Origin of the sequence: Limnobacter sp. (assembly GCF_964228395.1) — a bacterium.
GTDB lineage: Bacteria > Pseudomonadota > Gammaproteobacteria > Burkholderiales > Burkholderiaceae_B > Limnobacter.
Window position 1 is genome coordinate 1 of the sequence record NZ_CAXQZX010000063.1, and the last position, 14,305, is coordinate 14,305.

The 14,305-nt window shown below is 58.0% G+C and carries 13 protein-coding genes; 11 read left to right on the forward strand and 2 right to left on the reverse strand.

What is annotated here, in order from left to right:
- The coding region (locus tag ACEQU8_RS05105) for an FAD-dependent oxidoreductase (protein WP_370261983.1) at positions 1-773 on the forward strand (773 nt) is incomplete at its 5' end.
- Positions 774-789: 16 nt separating this feature from the next.
- Here ACEQU8_RS05105 and ACEQU8_RS05110 read toward each other — a convergent pair.
- Positions 790-1,974: a lipase gene (locus ACEQU8_RS05110; RefSeq protein ID WP_370261984.1), complete on the reverse strand. Its 1,185-nt coding sequence runs from the start codon at positions 1,972-1,974 to the stop codon at positions 790-792.
- Positions 1,971-2,495 (reverse strand): DUF6795 domain-containing protein, encoded by a 525-nt coding sequence (locus tag ACEQU8_RS05115; protein WP_370261985.1) that lies wholly within the window; start codon positions 2,493-2,495, stop codon positions 1,971-1,973. Before ACEQU8_RS05115 ends, ACEQU8_RS05110 begins: the two co-directional genes overlap by 4 nt.
- A 168-nt stretch (positions 2,496-2,663) precedes the next feature.
- Here ACEQU8_RS05115 and ACEQU8_RS05120 point away from each other — a divergent pair, with 168 nt between their 5' ends.
- The 10 genes from ACEQU8_RS05120 to ACEQU8_RS05165 are packed head-to-tail and all read left to right on the forward strand — an operon-like array spanning position 2,664 to position 14,287.
- A complete protein-coding gene (locus ACEQU8_RS05120) occupies positions 2,664-3,761 on the forward strand; it encodes an ImpA family type VI secretion system protein (protein WP_370261988.1) in 1,098 nt (365 codons plus the stop codon).
- Positions 3,762-3,805: 44 nt separating this feature from the next.
- On the forward strand, positions 3,806-4,315 hold the full coding sequence (gene tssB, locus ACEQU8_RS05125) for a type VI secretion system contractile sheath small subunit (RefSeq protein WP_370261989.1): 510 nt from the start codon (positions 3,806-3,808) through the stop codon (positions 4,313-4,315).
- Complete coding sequence (gene tssC, locus ACEQU8_RS05130) at positions 4,312-5,805, forward strand: type VI secretion system contractile sheath large subunit (RefSeq protein WP_370261992.1); 1,494 nt, start codon at positions 4,312-4,314, stop codon at positions 5,803-5,805. The genes tssB and tssC overlap by 4 nt, the downstream gene beginning before the upstream one ends.
- 39 nt (positions 5,806-5,844) lie before the next feature.
- Entirely contained in the window at positions 5,845-6,327 is a 483-nt protein-coding gene (locus ACEQU8_RS05135) for an Hcp family type VI secretion system effector (protein ID WP_370261994.1), read from the forward strand.
- Between the two features lie 20 nt (positions 6,328-6,347).
- Positions 6,348-6,830 carry an Hcp family type VI secretion system effector gene (locus ACEQU8_RS05140; protein WP_370261996.1) on the forward strand — a complete coding sequence of 161 codons (483 nt, stop codon included), beginning with the start codon at positions 6,348-6,350 and terminating at the stop codon, positions 6,828-6,830.
- Between the two features lie 9 nt (positions 6,831-6,839).
- Entirely contained in the window at positions 6,840-7,343 is a 504-nt protein-coding gene (gene tssE / locus ACEQU8_RS05145) for a type VI secretion system baseplate subunit TssE (protein WP_370261998.1), read from the forward strand.
- 24 nt (positions 7,344-7,367) lie between these two features.
- A complete protein-coding gene (gene tssF, locus ACEQU8_RS05150) occupies positions 7,368-9,254 on the forward strand; it encodes a type VI secretion system baseplate subunit TssF (protein WP_370262000.1) in 1,887 nt (628 codons plus the stop codon).
- 6 nt (positions 9,255-9,260) lie between these two features.
- Positions 9,261-10,307: a type VI secretion system baseplate subunit TssG gene (tssG, locus tag ACEQU8_RS05155; protein WP_370262002.1), complete on the forward strand. Its 1,047-nt coding sequence runs from the start codon at positions 9,261-9,263 to the stop codon at positions 10,305-10,307.
- The gene (tssH, locus tag ACEQU8_RS05160; RefSeq protein WP_370262004.1) at positions 10,300-12,933 is read left to right on the forward strand and encodes a type VI secretion system ATPase TssH; all 2,634 of its coding nucleotides are present in this window, start codon (positions 10,300-10,302) and stop codon (positions 12,931-12,933) included. Before tssG ends, tssH begins: the two co-directional genes overlap by 8 nt.
- The gene (locus ACEQU8_RS05165; RefSeq protein WP_370262005.1) at positions 12,920-14,287 is read left to right on the forward strand and encodes a caspase family protein; all 1,368 of its coding nucleotides are present in this window, start codon (positions 12,920-12,922) and stop codon (positions 14,285-14,287) included. Before tssH ends, ACEQU8_RS05165 begins: the two co-directional genes overlap by 14 nt.
- The last annotated feature ends 18 nt before the right edge of the window (positions 14,288-14,305 follow it).

Below are 14,305 nucleotides of genomic sequence, written 5' to 3' on the forward strand. Positions count from 1 at the left end.
TGTTCTACCGCGACAGCCTGCCCCTGCGCGGCTTTGACGAAACCATTCGTAACAAGCTGGCCGATGCCATGGTTTTGCAGGGCATTCAGCTTCACCCCGGCACCACCTTCGAACGTCTGGAGCAACAGGGCCAAACCCAAGTGCTGCACACCGGTGCTGGTGCTCACCCCTTCGACTTTGTTTTAAATGCCACAGGCCGCAGCCCAAATACCCAAGGCTTGGGTTTAGAAAACATCGGCATCAAGCCCGGCAAAAAAGGCGAAATCGACGTCAATGAATTCAGCCAAACCCAAGTGGCCGGTGTGTTTGCAGTGGGGGACGTCACCAACCGTGTCAGCCTCACGCCTGTGGCCATTGCCGAGGGCCGCGCAGTGGCTGACAACGAATTCAATGGCCAACAACGTACTGTGGACCACAGCGCAGTGCCCACCGCCACATTCACCTCGCCCCCCATCGGCACGGTTGGCCTGAGCGAAGAAGCAGCCGCCAAGCGAGGGCCCGTGCGGGTTTACGAAACCGAATTCACCCCCATGAAGACTGCCTTTGCCGGCGGCAAACAAAAGACCTACATGAAGTTGCTTGTGGATGACGCAAGCGACCGAGTGCTGGGTATTCACATGCTGGGCGATGATTCACCCGAAATGATTCAGCTGCTGGGTGTGTTGTACACCCTGGGGGCCACCAAAGCCGACTTTGATCGAACCGTGGCGGTGCACCCCAGCTCGGCTGAAGAATGGGTGCTGCTGCGAGAATTGAGCAGGCGGGTGGGCTAATGCCAACGGCCGGGGGTTACCGCGCCACCATGCTCAGCGCCATTTTGGCCATGGTGCTCACCGAGCGGTGCAACATGCCAAACACCCACCGAATGGTTAGCATGGATGCATCCGCCACCCCTTGCCCTCTTTGCCCCAGGTAGCTCATCACGAGGTTCAAAATACCCATCACCTCCTTTGCATTTTTGAGGCTGGCTTGGGCAAACCGCGCAATCATTTCGGCCAGTTGATCAAGCACCGTGAAAGAACCCGTGCCGTAGTTGCGCACACTCAACAGGGACTGGGCCCCCAGCCTCGCCAGCAGGTCGCTAATTGCGCGGTTGATGATTTTCAGCAAGCGAAATGAATACATGGCGCCAGGCATGCGCGCAAGCTGCGCAAGGTAACCCGAGTCGCGTGTCATGGCCACTTGCATGGCGCGCTCCAATTCTTGTTGCTTGGCCTGGCTCAGACTTTGCAATTGTTTCCAGCTGCTGTTGCGCATCACTCCATAGCCCCGTTCAAGCGAGTGTTGCAGCGGGTTGACCGCGAACATGCCGCCATCGAGCAGGTGGGTGCCATGTTGGTAAGGGCCGTGCACAAAGGGGAAGCATGGCACCATGGTCACAATGTCAGCCTCGTTGGCCACGCGGTAAACATGTTGTGCATTCATTTTTTTGCTGAGGTGCTCGGCATAGGGCACCATGCCCACGCGGGGCGCCGCCACCGTGTACAGGTGGGGGTTCATCGACAACTCCGCACAGGCCGCAGCATTTAAATTGGCCAACGCACCGCCCAGGCTGTGCCCCATGCAATGCACCGCAGTGGGTCTGAAGCCCAGGTTCTGTTGCTTGATGAATCCGTTGAGCTGCTCCACGTAACTTTTAAAAGTATTGCCAAAACCCATGTGAATGTCATGGCCTGTTGGCCCCCGCATGGGCACCGAATTCAGGTCGGTGGCAACATCGGCCAAACCATCTGTACCCCGCGTTGCAATCACGATTTCGGTAGAGCGCCCGCCATTGAGTTTGGCCATAAATCCAAAGCCGCTTGAGACCCGAAGCCCAAGACCGGAGGTGGCGGAGAGGAGTTGGACGGATTTGGCATCGACGAAAGGCAACTCCAGTGCAACTCGAGCTTTTAGGATGTCACTTTTGACATCCTTGACCTTGTAAGCAAAGTCCGAAAGTTCGTAAATTTGGGAAGGACTGAGTTGCCTCATGGGTAACGGACTCCATTGTGTTTACACCGCACAATCCGTCTGCCCGGACTGGATTCTTCAAAGGTAGAAAGATCGCAGTCAATTTTCAGAACACCTTCCATCGATTCACTACGTGACCAAAAGTCATGCTTCCCATACGACCAAAAGAGGTACTTGTAGTTGTCATGTGTAATCCACATCATCTGCGAAATAGTTGGGTTAGAAGAAAGCAAATTGGGTCTGAACAGTCGTCTTTCTTCCACGGCGGGCATGCTGAAGGCGCCACTGGCAGAGCTGGTGGTTGAGTCTTCAAAGCGGTTGTCTTTAAAGCCGCCACTGTAGAGCTCCCGGGTTACCGTGACGTTGGCCAGCGGTTTGCCAGCCCAGTGCACCAGGCCCTCCACTGGCGAGCAGTACACAATCTTTCTAAACACAAAAGCCTCCGAGGGTTGGGGTTGCCACAGCAATAAAAGCATCAAGGCAAGCAAGGCACGCTGCATGATCAAACCGGCGTATTCAAGTTGAATTGGCCACGCTAGCATCGATCCAGCAGAGCAATCAAAAAGAGGGTGGGGCCATTCGTCACATCGAGTGATACACCCCATTCGCAGCATTCAAAACCCATGACGCTCTACCTCGTTCACTCTATGGAGTGAATGGCCTTGGGTTAAACCAATCGCAGCATTTGCGAGCCCTTGCTAGAGTCCCGCGTGGTTTCATTCCTCCAAGGCTTGCGCACTGTGTCTGGTCAATCTCAGTCCGATTATTCCGCTTCCATTCCGCAGTGGGCGCAGCCATTTCCCGACCACACCTGCGGGCCCAACCTTGAGTACGACAACGCCTACCTCGAGTTGCTGCAAGCGGCCAGTGGCCGGGCCGAAACCCAATTCGAACCCGCCATTGCGCCCGACTGGAATGCTGTTGAAACCGGCGCACTGGCGCTGCTTGGCAAAAGCCGCGACCTTCGTTTGGTGGCGCTGTGGGCCGAGGCGTGCATCAACCTGCACGGCATTGCGCGTTTGCCCGAAGGCTTGGCCGCCATGTTGCAACTGGTTGAATTGGCTTGGCCTGCCCTTAATCCTCCCCTTGATGATGGCGATGCCTATGCGCGCTTGAACGTCATTGAAGGGCTGGGCGCCGGGGGTTCATTTTTTAACTCTCTTCGCAATGCGCTGCTGATCAAAGACCCTCGCATTGGCGAGTTGCGCGTCAAAGATTTCGAAGTGCTGTTTTGCAACACGCCGGGTGTAGGCCCTGCGGTGTCTCGCGAGCAGGTCGAGCAATTTTTAAAAACCGAGACGGCCCACACGGCACATATTCGGCAAGCCATGGCGCAGGGGCAGTGCTTGCTCATCCAACTTCTTGACGCTTTGGTCAACAAGCTCGGTGAACACGGCGTGCCCCAACTGCTTGAATTGAAGTCCTTGTTCAAGTGTGTGCTGGCCAGTCTGCCCCAAGCACCAATGGAACAAGTTGCCTCCGATGCACCACACAGTGGTTTCGTCGACTCAGCGGCGTTGCCGGGTGTGATGCAGCCGAGTGTTGGTGAGTCCCCGCTTGCTGCTTCAACCGGTTCTGTTGGCTTAATCGGATCGAGGGCCCAAGCGTTGGCAGCCATCGATGCTGTGTGCGCATACCTCGACCACGCGGAACCCACCAACCCCGCGCAGTTGTTGCTTAGGCGTGCGCGCCGTTTGCTCGACAAAAATTTCATGCAGTTGATGAAAGACCTCGCGCCCGATGCGCTGGTGGAGGTCGCAAAAATCATGGGGGTCAGCCCCGACTCCCTGGAGCAGGAAGACCTCTAAGGTCGCCCTGCGCTTAACCCAACTTAATCTGCGAGATCTAAACCATGAGCGGACAAAAATTCATCGGACGAAACCGTGCCCCGCGTGTGCAAATTGAATACGACGTCGAGGTCTACGGCTCACAAAAAAAGGTGCAGCTGCCTTTCGTGATGGGCGTGATGTCCGATCTTTCCGGCAAATCCGAAGTGCCTTTGCCTCCGGTGGCCGAGCGCGAGTTTCTGGAAGTGGATGTCGACAACTTTGATGCACGGCTCAAAAGCATCAAGCCTCGCGTGGCCTTTCATGCCAGCAATCAACTCACCGGCGAGGGCAACCTCGCGGTCGATCTTACCTTCGAGTCCATGAGCGACTTCAGCCCCGCAGCCGTGGCCCGCAAGGTCGAGCCGCTTCGCAAATTGCTCGAAGCGCGCCAACAGTTGAGCAACCTTCTCACCTACATGGATGGCAAAAATGGCGCAGAAGCCCTGCTTGCCAAGTTGCTGGCCGATCCCGCCTTGCTTAAAACCTTGTCGGCCAGTGAAAACCCCGCCGCCCCCGAAGGAGAGCAGGCATGAGCACGCAAAACCAACAGCAACGCGCCCTTGATGTCATCGAACTGGAAGGCAGCGAACTGTCTGCGCTGCTGCAAAAGGAATTCAAGCCTAAAACCGATGAAGCAAAGTCCGAGGTTGAATCCGCGGTTCTTACTTTGGCGGAGCAGGCCCTGCAGGGCACCCAGTTGCTTGGCGATGATGTGGTGGACTCCATTCAGCGCATGATTGCAGCCATTGACGAAAAGCTGTCCCTGCAAATCAATGAAATCCTTCATCACCCAGACTTTCAACAAATTGAGAGCGCCTGGCGTGGTCTGCATTACCTGGTCAACAACACCGAAACTGATGAGTTCCTGAAAATTCGTTTCATGAACATTTCCAAGGGCGAACTGGCCAAAACACTCAAACGCTACAAGGGTGTGGCCTGGGACCAAAGCCCCGTGTTCAAAAAAATTTACGAGCACGAATACGGGCAGTTTGGTGGCGAACCCTATGGCTGCCTGGTGGGCGATTACTATTTCGACCATTCTCCGCCCGATGTAGAAATGCTGGGTGAATTGGCAAAAATCAGCGCATCCGCCCATGCGCCTTTCTTGTCGGCGGTGTCGCCAGCCACCTTGCAAATGGATTCCTGGCAAGAGCTGGCCAACCCCCGCGACCTCACCAAAATTTTTTCAACCCCCGATTACGCCGCTTGGCGCAGCCTGCGCGATGCGGACGATTCCAAATACCTCGGGCTCACCATGCCCCGTTTTTTGGCCCGCCATCCTTATGGTGCCAAAACCAATCCAGTCGAAGAGTTCGCGTTTGAAGAAGACACGGGCATGGCCGATCACAACCGTTACACCTGGGCTAATTCCGCCTACGCCATGGCTGTGAACATCAATCGTTCATTCAAAGAATACGGCTGGTGCTCGCGCATCCGGGGCATCGAATCTGGCGGTGCAGTGCCCAATTTGCCCACCCACACTTTCCCGACTGACGATGGTGGCGTGGACATGAAATGCCCCACCGAAATCGCCATCTCTGATCGTCGTGAGGCCGAACTCAGCAAGAGCGGCTTCTTGCCACTCATTCACAAAAAGAACAGCGATCTGGCCGCCTTCATTGGAGCACAGTCCCTGCACAAGCCCGCCGAATACGAAGACCCCGATGCATCGGCCAATGCAAAACTGGCGGCTCGCTTGCCTTACCTGTTTGCCACCTGCCGTTTTGCGCACTACCTGAAGTGCATTGTTCGCGACAAAATCGGCTCCTTCAAAGAGCGCGACGACATGCAGCGCTGGTTGCAAGACTGGATCATGCAATACGTCGATGGCGACCCTGCAAACTCATCCGACTCCGTGAAAGCCACCCGCCCCCTGGCCGCCGCTGAAGTGGTGGTCGAGGAAGTGGAGGGCAACCCCGGCGTGTACTCCTCCAAATTTTATTTGCGCCCGCACTACCAGTTAGAGGGGCTAACCGTGTCTTTGCGTTTGGTAAGCAAGTTGCCATCCGCCAAAGCGTCTTGAAGCTTGAATGATTAATCAATCTATTACAGAGGGAATCAAATGTCCGTAGACATGTTTTTGAAGATCAAGGGTGTTGATGGTGAATCCGTAGACAAAACCCACGCCAAAGAAATCGATATTTCTTCCTGGAGCTGGGGCATGTCTCAGTCTGGCACCACTCACGTGGGCCGTGGTGGTGGCGCAGGCAAGGTGAGCGTACAAGACATCACCATCACCAAATATGTGGACAAGTCCACTCCCAACTTGATCAAAGCTTGTTGCAACGGCAAGCATTTTGATGAGGCGGTGCTCACCGTGCGCAAGGCTGGTGAAACTCCTCTGGAATACACCGTGCTCACCATGAAAGACGTGATCATCTCCAATGTGAGTCAGGGTGGCTCCGGTGGCGATGACCGCCTGACCGAGACCATCAGCTTGAACTTCGCCCAGTTCAGCTATGTGTATGTGCCCCAAAAGAAAGACGGCGGGCCCGATGGCAAGGTTGAAGCCACTTTCAACATTGCCACCAACTCCGAGAAGTAATTCACAAGCCAGGAATCCGAATGTCGAAAGTCGATATGTTCCTGGCCGTGGAGGGCTCCCGCCAGGGGGCCATTCGCGGAGAAAGCCAGGCCGCTGGTCACCCCGGCGAAATAGATGTGCTTGGTTGGAGCTGGGGCATGTCCCAGCAAGCGTTTTCGGGGGCGCAACAAGCCTCCAAGGCCAGTGTGCGAACCCTGAAGGTGAACAAGGCCATCGACAGCGCCTCCACAGCCATCATGAGCGCCCTCAAGTCGGCAGAGGTGTTAAACAAGGTGGTTTTAACCTGCCAGGATCCCGGCGGTGCTGGCGTGATCGATTACCTGCGCATCACTTTGCGCAAAGCCCGCGTGGTTGAGTATGACATTCAGGCCGCGGCCGAAGACGAAAGGCAGGTCTACGAAACCCTGGCCATCGCATTCAAAGAAATTGAGGTGGTGTACACGCCCAAATCTGCTGCCAATCAAAAGGCAGGCGCTTGCACCTACATTGACGTCTACGACTAACAGCAGCCCATGAGCGCTTCACGCGACACCCTACAGCCCGCATTGTTGGATCGCCTCATGGATGACGAACCGCACAGTCGGGAGGAGTCCGCATCCAGGCAGGTCATCAACAGAACCCAACTGCGCAATTTGGTGCTGCGGGACCTTGAAAACCTGTTCAACACCACGCGGGTTCTTAGCAGCGCCCAGCTTCAAGCCATGCCAACTTTGCGCAATTCTATTTTGGCCTATGGCATGCCGCCGGTGGCCGGCCAGCTGGCCACTGCGCTCGATGTCCAGCAATTTGAGCACACAGTGGCGCAACTCATCCGCGACCATGAGCCCCGCATTCAGGCTGACTCGGTTCAAGTGCAGGCTGAGGTCGACCAAGGCCTCATGCACTTGCACAATGTGATCGGGCTCACCATCCGCGGTTTGCTGTGGGCCCAACCTTATCCCCTCGAGCTGGCCATGCGAACCGAGATCGATCTTGAAACCGGGCGGGTCGCTTTGCGCCCCATCACCGGTTTTTAAGGGGTCATGGTGGACCCCCGCTTCTTGCAACTCTACAACCAGGAACTGGTGCATGTGCGTGACTCGGCAAGCGAGTTTGCACAGCGGTTTCCAAAAATTGCATCCCGCCTGGCCCTAGACAGCACCGAGGTGCAAGACCCCTATGTTGAACGCCTGCTGCAAGGCTTCGCGTTTTTAACCGCCCGCGTGCAGTTGCGTCTTGAAGAAGAATTTCCCGAGTTCACCAGCCAACTGCTCAACCGCCTCAATCCCAACGCACTGGCACCCCTGCCATCCATGGGCGTGGTGCAGTTTGACCCCAACATTCAGGATCCGGCTTTGCTTCAAGGGCTCTGCGTGCCTGCAGGCACCGTGCTTCAAAGCAACCTGTCCAAGGGCATGCAAACCCCTTGCAAGTTCACCGTGGCCCATCAAACACAATTGTCTGCCTGCACGGTCAGTTCGGTCAGGCACAGTTTTTTCAACGACAACAGCCAGGGCGGGCATGGGGTCAAGGTGAAGTCCGCTTTGCTCATGGCTCTGCAGGCGCCACCCGGGGTGTGCGTGTCAGCGATGCCCAGGCAGGCTTTGCAGTTGTACTTTGCAGGCGTCGATTCAGTGGCCAACCCCCTGTTTGACCGCGTGGCGTTTCAGCATGTTCGTGTGCTTTGTCGTGCGCAGGGCGAGGAGCGCTGGCGAGCATTGCCGCCCGGGGCATTACAGGTGAAGGGGCTTGGCGACGAGGAAGCACTCCTGCCCATCGTACCGCAAGCCATCAGCAGCATGCGCTTGCTGCAAGAATGGTTCGCCATGCCAGCACGTTGCCGTTTTGTTGACGTGTTGGGCATACAAGAGGTGCTGTGCGCCTCGACAGGGCCAGCGTTCGAACTCGCAATTTGTTTTAGCGACTCGTCTACGGTGCTGGATCAGCAGGTGGGGGTCGACAACGTGCTGCTCAACTGCGCCCCTGTGATCAACCTGTTTCCGCACCTTTGCGATCGCGTGGTGTTGGGCTCAGCCCAATCCGCTTGGCCGGTGTTGCCCAACCGCACCCGTCCGCTGGATTTCGAAGTTCACACACCCACGGCCATTCGCGGTCACGCCCAGAAGGGGGTGCAAACCATTGCACCACTCTTTGCTCCACCCGCCTGGGCTGTCGACCCGGAACACGCTGACCAGGCTCAAGCCTCGCTTTTTTACACCACCCACCGTTACCCCACACGCATGTCGGCGCGGCAACGCCAAGAGGGTGCCCGAAGCAGTTACCTGGGCAGTGAGCTTGAAATCAGTTTGAGCGAACCTGCGGGTGTGTTGGCCAGCGAACACGGTCTAAGCCAACTCGAGGTGCACGCTTTGTGCAGCAACCGCGATTTGCCATTGTTGATGCCTTTGGGCTTGGGTGACACCGACTTGCTGTGCCCCAGTGGGTTGCCGGTGCAGGCGGTTCGATTTGTACACGGGCCCACCAAGCCCCGCTTGCCGCCCACGGCCCAGTCTGCTGGCGGCCACGTCAACTGGCAGTTGGTGCAACATTTGGCAGGCAATTTTCTGGGCTTGATATCGGGCCATGGGGCAGGGCAGTACCCAGGTGGTGCACCTGCTTTAAAACATTGGCTTGGCCTGCACGCCGACCCGTCCAATGCAGCGCACATGGCCATTCTGGATGCTGTTCACAGCGTGCAGGTCGATGGCATTGCCCAGCCCTTGATGCGGCAAGGGCGCCCAGCGGTGGTGCGCGGATTGCATGTGCAAATCAAGGTGGACGAACATCAATTGCAAGGCGTGGGCATGGGGGCGTTTGCTTTTGTACTTGCCCATGTGTTTGCACGCCATGTGTCGCTGAACAGTTTTGTGCAAACCACGGCACAAGGTTTGCACACGGGCGAAGTGTTCTGTTTTGCGCCGCGCTGCGGCCACCGGCCCTTGTTGTAGATGCGCATGAACACGTCAGCCATCCCCGAACCGCAGGGCAACCTGTTACATGCCCTGTGGCAGGTCGAGCACAAACACTTTGACGGGGTGCGCCTGGGCTACTCTTTGCGCCTGCGTGACGATGCGGTTCGCCTGGGGCAGCGCCCCTTCATGAATTTTGCCCTGCACGACTTCAACGGGGCAAGCTGGGTGCAAGGCTTGGCCGGGCAATGTTTGCCCAAGTTGCATATTCAAAACTTTGGTTTGTTGGGTCCCAACGGCGCGCTGCCGTATCACCTCACCGAGCATGCTTACACGCGTATTCATCACTTTGATGATCACACCTTCACCGAATTTCTGGATGTGTTTCATCATCGGGTGTATTCACTGTTCTACCGCGCCTGGTCGCAGGCCCAACCGCAGGTGGCATTCACCACCTTGGGCGCATTCAACCCGTTTACTCGTCGGCTGGGGCAGTTGGTTGGGGCACGGCCGGGCGCCCCGCTTGATGAACCACCTCCCCAGGCAAGCGCTCAGCCCAACCTTCCTGCCAGAGGGGCCTTGGTGCGCCATGGTCTTCCTGACCACTTCACCCGCAGCAGCAAGACCTTGGAGGGTTTGCAGGCCTTGTTGCACATGGGTTTGGGTTGCGCTGTGCGGGTGCATCCCTTTCAAGGCCAGTGGCTGACTTTGCGCTCACCCCACAGGCCTTGGGGCCAAGGCCTGCAACGTTGCATGCTGGGCCGGCGCGCTTGGGATTGCCAAAGCCTAATCGGTATTCAGGTGGGGCCCATGCCCTACGCCGCCTACAAGGCCTTTTGGCCGGGTGGGGCCCAGCGCAAACGGTTGCATGCCTTGGCCCGTCATTACCTTGCCCTTGAATACGACGCCACCCTTCACCTTTTGGTTGACCACAACACCATCGAGCAAACCCCTGTGGGAGGCCTTGCCCTGGGGCGCAACGCATGGCTGGGTCGAGTGCGCAAGCCATCACAGGCCTGTGTCTCCTTGGGTCGCGTGGTGGCGCATTTTACGTCGATTACCCCTTTCAAACCCGGAGTTGTTCATGAGTGAAATCAGCCGCTTGTCCTTGTTCTCCAAGCTCAATGCCATCGCATTCAAAAGCGTAGAAGGCGCCACCGTGTTGTGCAAATTGCGTGGCAACCCTTATGTGGAACTGGTGCACTGGGTGCTGCAAATCCTGAATCAGGACGACAGCGACTGGCATGTGCTGTTGCGGCATTTTGAGGTGGACCATGGCCAGTTGTTAAGCGATCTTCAAGGGGCATTGGAGCGTTTGCCCCAGGGTGCACAGGGCATTTCTGACCTGGCCGAATGTTTGCCCCATGCCGTTGAGCGCGCCTGGGTGTATGCCTCGCTGATGTACGGCAGCCCCCATGTGCGCACTGGCCATGTGCTGTTGGCTCTGCTCAAAACCGACTCCTTGCGGCAGGCGCTTTACCGCTTGTCGCCCCAATTCAAGCGTGTGGGGGTGGAGGTTCTGGCCGAACAGTTCAACACCTTGTTGGCAGAATCGGTCGAGGCCCAGCAAAACGCCCTGCAAACCGGGCGGGCATTGCCGGGTGAGGCCAGTGGGGCCATGCCCGCTGCCGCGCTTGGGCAAGAGGAGGCTTTGAAGCGCTACACCGTCGACCTCACTGAAAAGGCTCGCCTTGGTCAGCTTGACCCGGTGACCGGGCGCCAGACCGAGGTTCGGCAGATGGTGGATATTCTGCTTCGTCGCCGCCAAAACAACCCCTTGATCACGGGTGAGGCGGGGGTGGGTAAAACCGCGCTGGTGGAGGGGTTCGCCCTGCAAGTGGCTGCCGGCCAGGTGCCTCCTGCGCTTGCGCAGGTTCGGGTTCTGGTTCTCGATTTGGGCTTGCTGCAAGCTGGCGCCTCCATGAAAGGGGAGTTTGAGCAACGGCTGCGGCAGGTCATTGACGAAATTCAGGCCAGCCCGCAAGCCACCATTTTGTTCATCGATGAGGTGCACACCCTGGTGGGGGCTGGCGGCCAGCAAGGCACTGGCGACGCTGCCAATTTGCTAAAACCAGCCCTGGCTCGCGGGGCCTTGCGAACCATTGGCGCCACCACATGGGCCGAGTACAAAAAATACATCGAGAAAGACCCGGCACTCACCCGACGCTTCCAGGTGGTGCAAGTGGCCGAGCCCAGTGAAGCTTTGGGCGTGGCCATGCTGCGCGGCCTGGCCGCTCCCATGGAAAAACACCACGGTGTGTTGGTGATGGACGACGCTGTGCAGGCCGCGGTGAAGCTCTCCCACCGTTATATTCCAGCCCGTCAATTGCCCGACAAAGCCATCAGCCTGCTCGACACGGCGTGCGCCCGTGTGGCGGTGTCACAGCATGCCCAGCCGCCAGCACTGGCCCAACTGCAGGCGCAATTGGACACCCTTCACGCCGAGCGCCATGGTCTGCAACGCGAAACCGAATTGGGCCATTGCCACGCAGCACGCCTGCTGGAGATCGATTCCGAACTTGATCGCCTGGCCACCCAACGCGAGGGTTTGCAGTTGCAATGGGAAGACGAAAAGCGCGCCATAGCGCACCTTCTGGATTTGCGCGCCAAAGCGGATGCGAACTGCGACCCCGACCCCAGCTTGCTTGAATCTCTTCGGGATGCCGAAGCGGCCTTGAAGGCGGTGCAGGGTGAGCACCCCATGGTGCATGCGCAGGTGGATGCGCAGTGTGTGGCCACCGTGGTGGCCGATTGGACGGGTATTCCCGTCGGGCGAATGGTGCGCAACGAGCTTGCCAATGTGCTCAACCTTGCCCAGGCTTTGGGTGATCGCATTGTGGGGCAAGGCCACGCGCTGCAAACCATCGCAAGGCGTGTGCAAACCCACCGCGCTGGGCTGGACGACCCCAACAAACCTGTGGGTGTGTTTTTGTTGGCGGGCTCCTCGGGTGTGGGCAAAACAGAAACCGCCTTGGCCCTGGCCGACAATCTGTATGGCGGCGAGCATAACCTGATCACCATCAACATGAGCGAATACCAAGAGGCGCACACCGTGTCGTCATTGAAGGGTTCGCCACCGGGCTATGTGGGTTACGGCGAGGGCGGCGTGCTCACCGAGGCCGTGCGCAGACGACCCTACAGCGTGGTGTTGCTGGATGAAGTGGAAAAAGCCCACCCCGATGTGCACGAGCTGTTTTTCCAGGTGTTCGACAAAGGCTGGATGGAAGACGGCGAGGGGCGGCGCATCGACTTTCGCAACACCCTGATTGTGCTGACCACCAATGTGGGCACCAACACCCTGATGCAAATGTGCCAGGGCGAAGTCAGCCCACCCATAGAAACACTTTGCCAGGCTTTGCATGCGCCTCTGTTGCAGGTGTTTCCGCCGGCGTTGCTGGGTCGCCTGGAGGTGGTGCCTTATTTGCCGCTGTCGCGCAGCATGTTGGCCCAAATTGTGGGTCTGCAATTACAGCGTGTCCAGCAGCGCATTGCCCAAGTGCACCGCTTGCAGGTCAAGATCGACGAGTCGGTGGTCCAACACATGGTGGACCGCTGTCAGCAAGCCGATGCCGGCGGGCGCGTGGTGGGTGCTTTGTTGAGCAACACGGTGCTGCCAGAGGTCAGTCGGCGGCTGTTGGAAGCCACCCTCACCGGGCAGGTGTACCAGCGCCTGCATGTGTTAAGCGATGGTCAGCAGTTTGTGTATGAGTTCGCCTAGTTTGCATCGCCGGCGTTTGCTGGTCCATCTGGTTGGCGTGGCGGCTTTGGGGCCGTGGTGCAGGCACCTGCGTGCCAGGCCTGTTCAAACCACAGGCGCACACACCCAGCACCGACTGGCCTTGTTGGTGGGCAATGGCGACTACCCCAGCCCGCACGATCTTCCACCCATCAGCAAAAACGTGATGGACCTGGGCGATGCTTTATTGGCGTGTGGCTTCGATGTCACGCAGGCCATGAACCTGGACCAAAGCAACCTGGCCCGGGTCACCGCCGAGTTTGTGGACCGGGTTCGGCAAGCGCCACCCAATGCGGTCACTCTGTTTTATTACGCAGGCCATGGTCTGCAGGTGGATGCCAACAACCTGTTGCTGGGCTCGGGCACCAGCCCGGCGGCGGCTCGTGCTGACCTGCTGGCCCGCTCCTTGGTGCTGCAAAACAAGCTGCTGGCTGCCCTGCCAGCGCGACCGCAGGCCCTGAACATGACGGTGATTGATGCCTGCCGAACCGATCTGCGCCGTGCTTTCGGGGATCGAGACGGCCTTAATCAGGTGGAGGCGCCCTTGGGCAGCTTGGTGTGTTTTTCCACAGGCGCGGGCAAGCCCGCCGTGTCCCCGGCCAGCCCAGACCAAAACACGTTTTACACTGCAGCGCTCGTGAAAGGTTTGCGAGAGGCCCAGCCGCACACCACTTTTCAAGAGTTGTTTCGTTTGGTGAAGCTCAATGTCGAGCACACCATGCAAAACCACCCACTGCAAGCCATTCGGCAATTGGCACAGCAGCCTTTCATTGCTGACAATGCACCCGAACCTTGTTTGGTGCTGCCACCCAAGGTGGGTGAGGTTCAACAGTCAGCGGTGCTCATCTCCCCCGAGGAGCAGGCGCGTTGGCTGGCCTTACAAACAATTGGGTGGCCCGTTGATCTGCTCGAGCAAAGCAAGCAATTTTTGACCCAGTACCCGGCAAGCCCATTGCGGGATTCGGTTCAACTGCTTCGTGATGGCGCCCAACAGGCGCTGCAGGTGCTGCGCTCCAATGGCGTGGCTTTGTACAAATCCAGTTTTGTGGCCCCTGCCGCCCATGGGCAGCCTGACCTGCTTCGCGCCGCGCGCGGCGACAAAGACGCGGCTGCACGCATTGCACGCATGCACAAAGCCTTGGGCACCCCGCAGGGCCTGCTGCGCTACGAGGGCTGGTTGCAGTACGCTGCCGCCTTGGGCAATGGCATTGCCAGTTACGATCTGGCCTTGTTTTATCGCGAAACTGCCCAGCCCCTGCGGGCAGCTCAAGCCGAGGCGCAGGCTGTGGCACTTGGATATTCGCCACCGCGCGGCTTGGACCACGCGCGCAAATGAAGCAACAGAACTGATGCG

Coding starts and splice junctions, on each gene's coding strand:
- tssB (WP_370261989.1), top strand. CDS start 3,806: ATGAGCGGACAAAAATTCATCGGACGAAACCGTGCCCCGCGTGTGCAA.
- tssH (WP_370262004.1), top strand. CDS start 10,300: ATGAGTGAAATCAGCCGCTTGTCCTTGTTCTCCAAGCTCAATGCCATC.
- ACEQU8_RS05140 (WP_370261996.1), top strand. CDS start 6,348: ATGTCGAAAGTCGATATGTTCCTGGCCGTGGAGGGCTCCCGCCAGGGG.
- ACEQU8_RS05110 (WP_370261984.1), bottom strand. CDS start 1,974: ATGAGGCAACTCAGTCCTTCCCAAATTTACGAACTTTCGGACTTTGCT.
- tssE (WP_370261998.1), top strand. CDS start 6,840: ATGAGCGCTTCACGCGACACCCTACAGCCCGCATTGTTGGATCGCCTC.
- ACEQU8_RS05135 (WP_370261994.1), top strand. CDS start 5,845: ATGTCCGTAGACATGTTTTTGAAGATCAAGGGTGTTGATGGTGAATCC.
- ACEQU8_RS05115 (WP_370261985.1), bottom strand. CDS start 2,495: ATGCTAGCGTGGCCAATTCAACTTGAATACGCCGGTTTGATCATGCAG.
- tssG (WP_370262002.1), top strand. CDS start 9,261: ATGAACACGTCAGCCATCCCCGAACCGCAGGGCAACCTGTTACATGCC.
- ACEQU8_RS05165 (WP_370262005.1), top strand. CDS start 12,920: ATGAGTTCGCCTAGTTTGCATCGCCGGCGTTTGCTGGTCCATCTGGTT.
- tssC (WP_370261992.1), top strand. CDS start 4,312: ATGAGCACGCAAAACCAACAGCAACGCGCCCTTGATGTCATCGAACTG.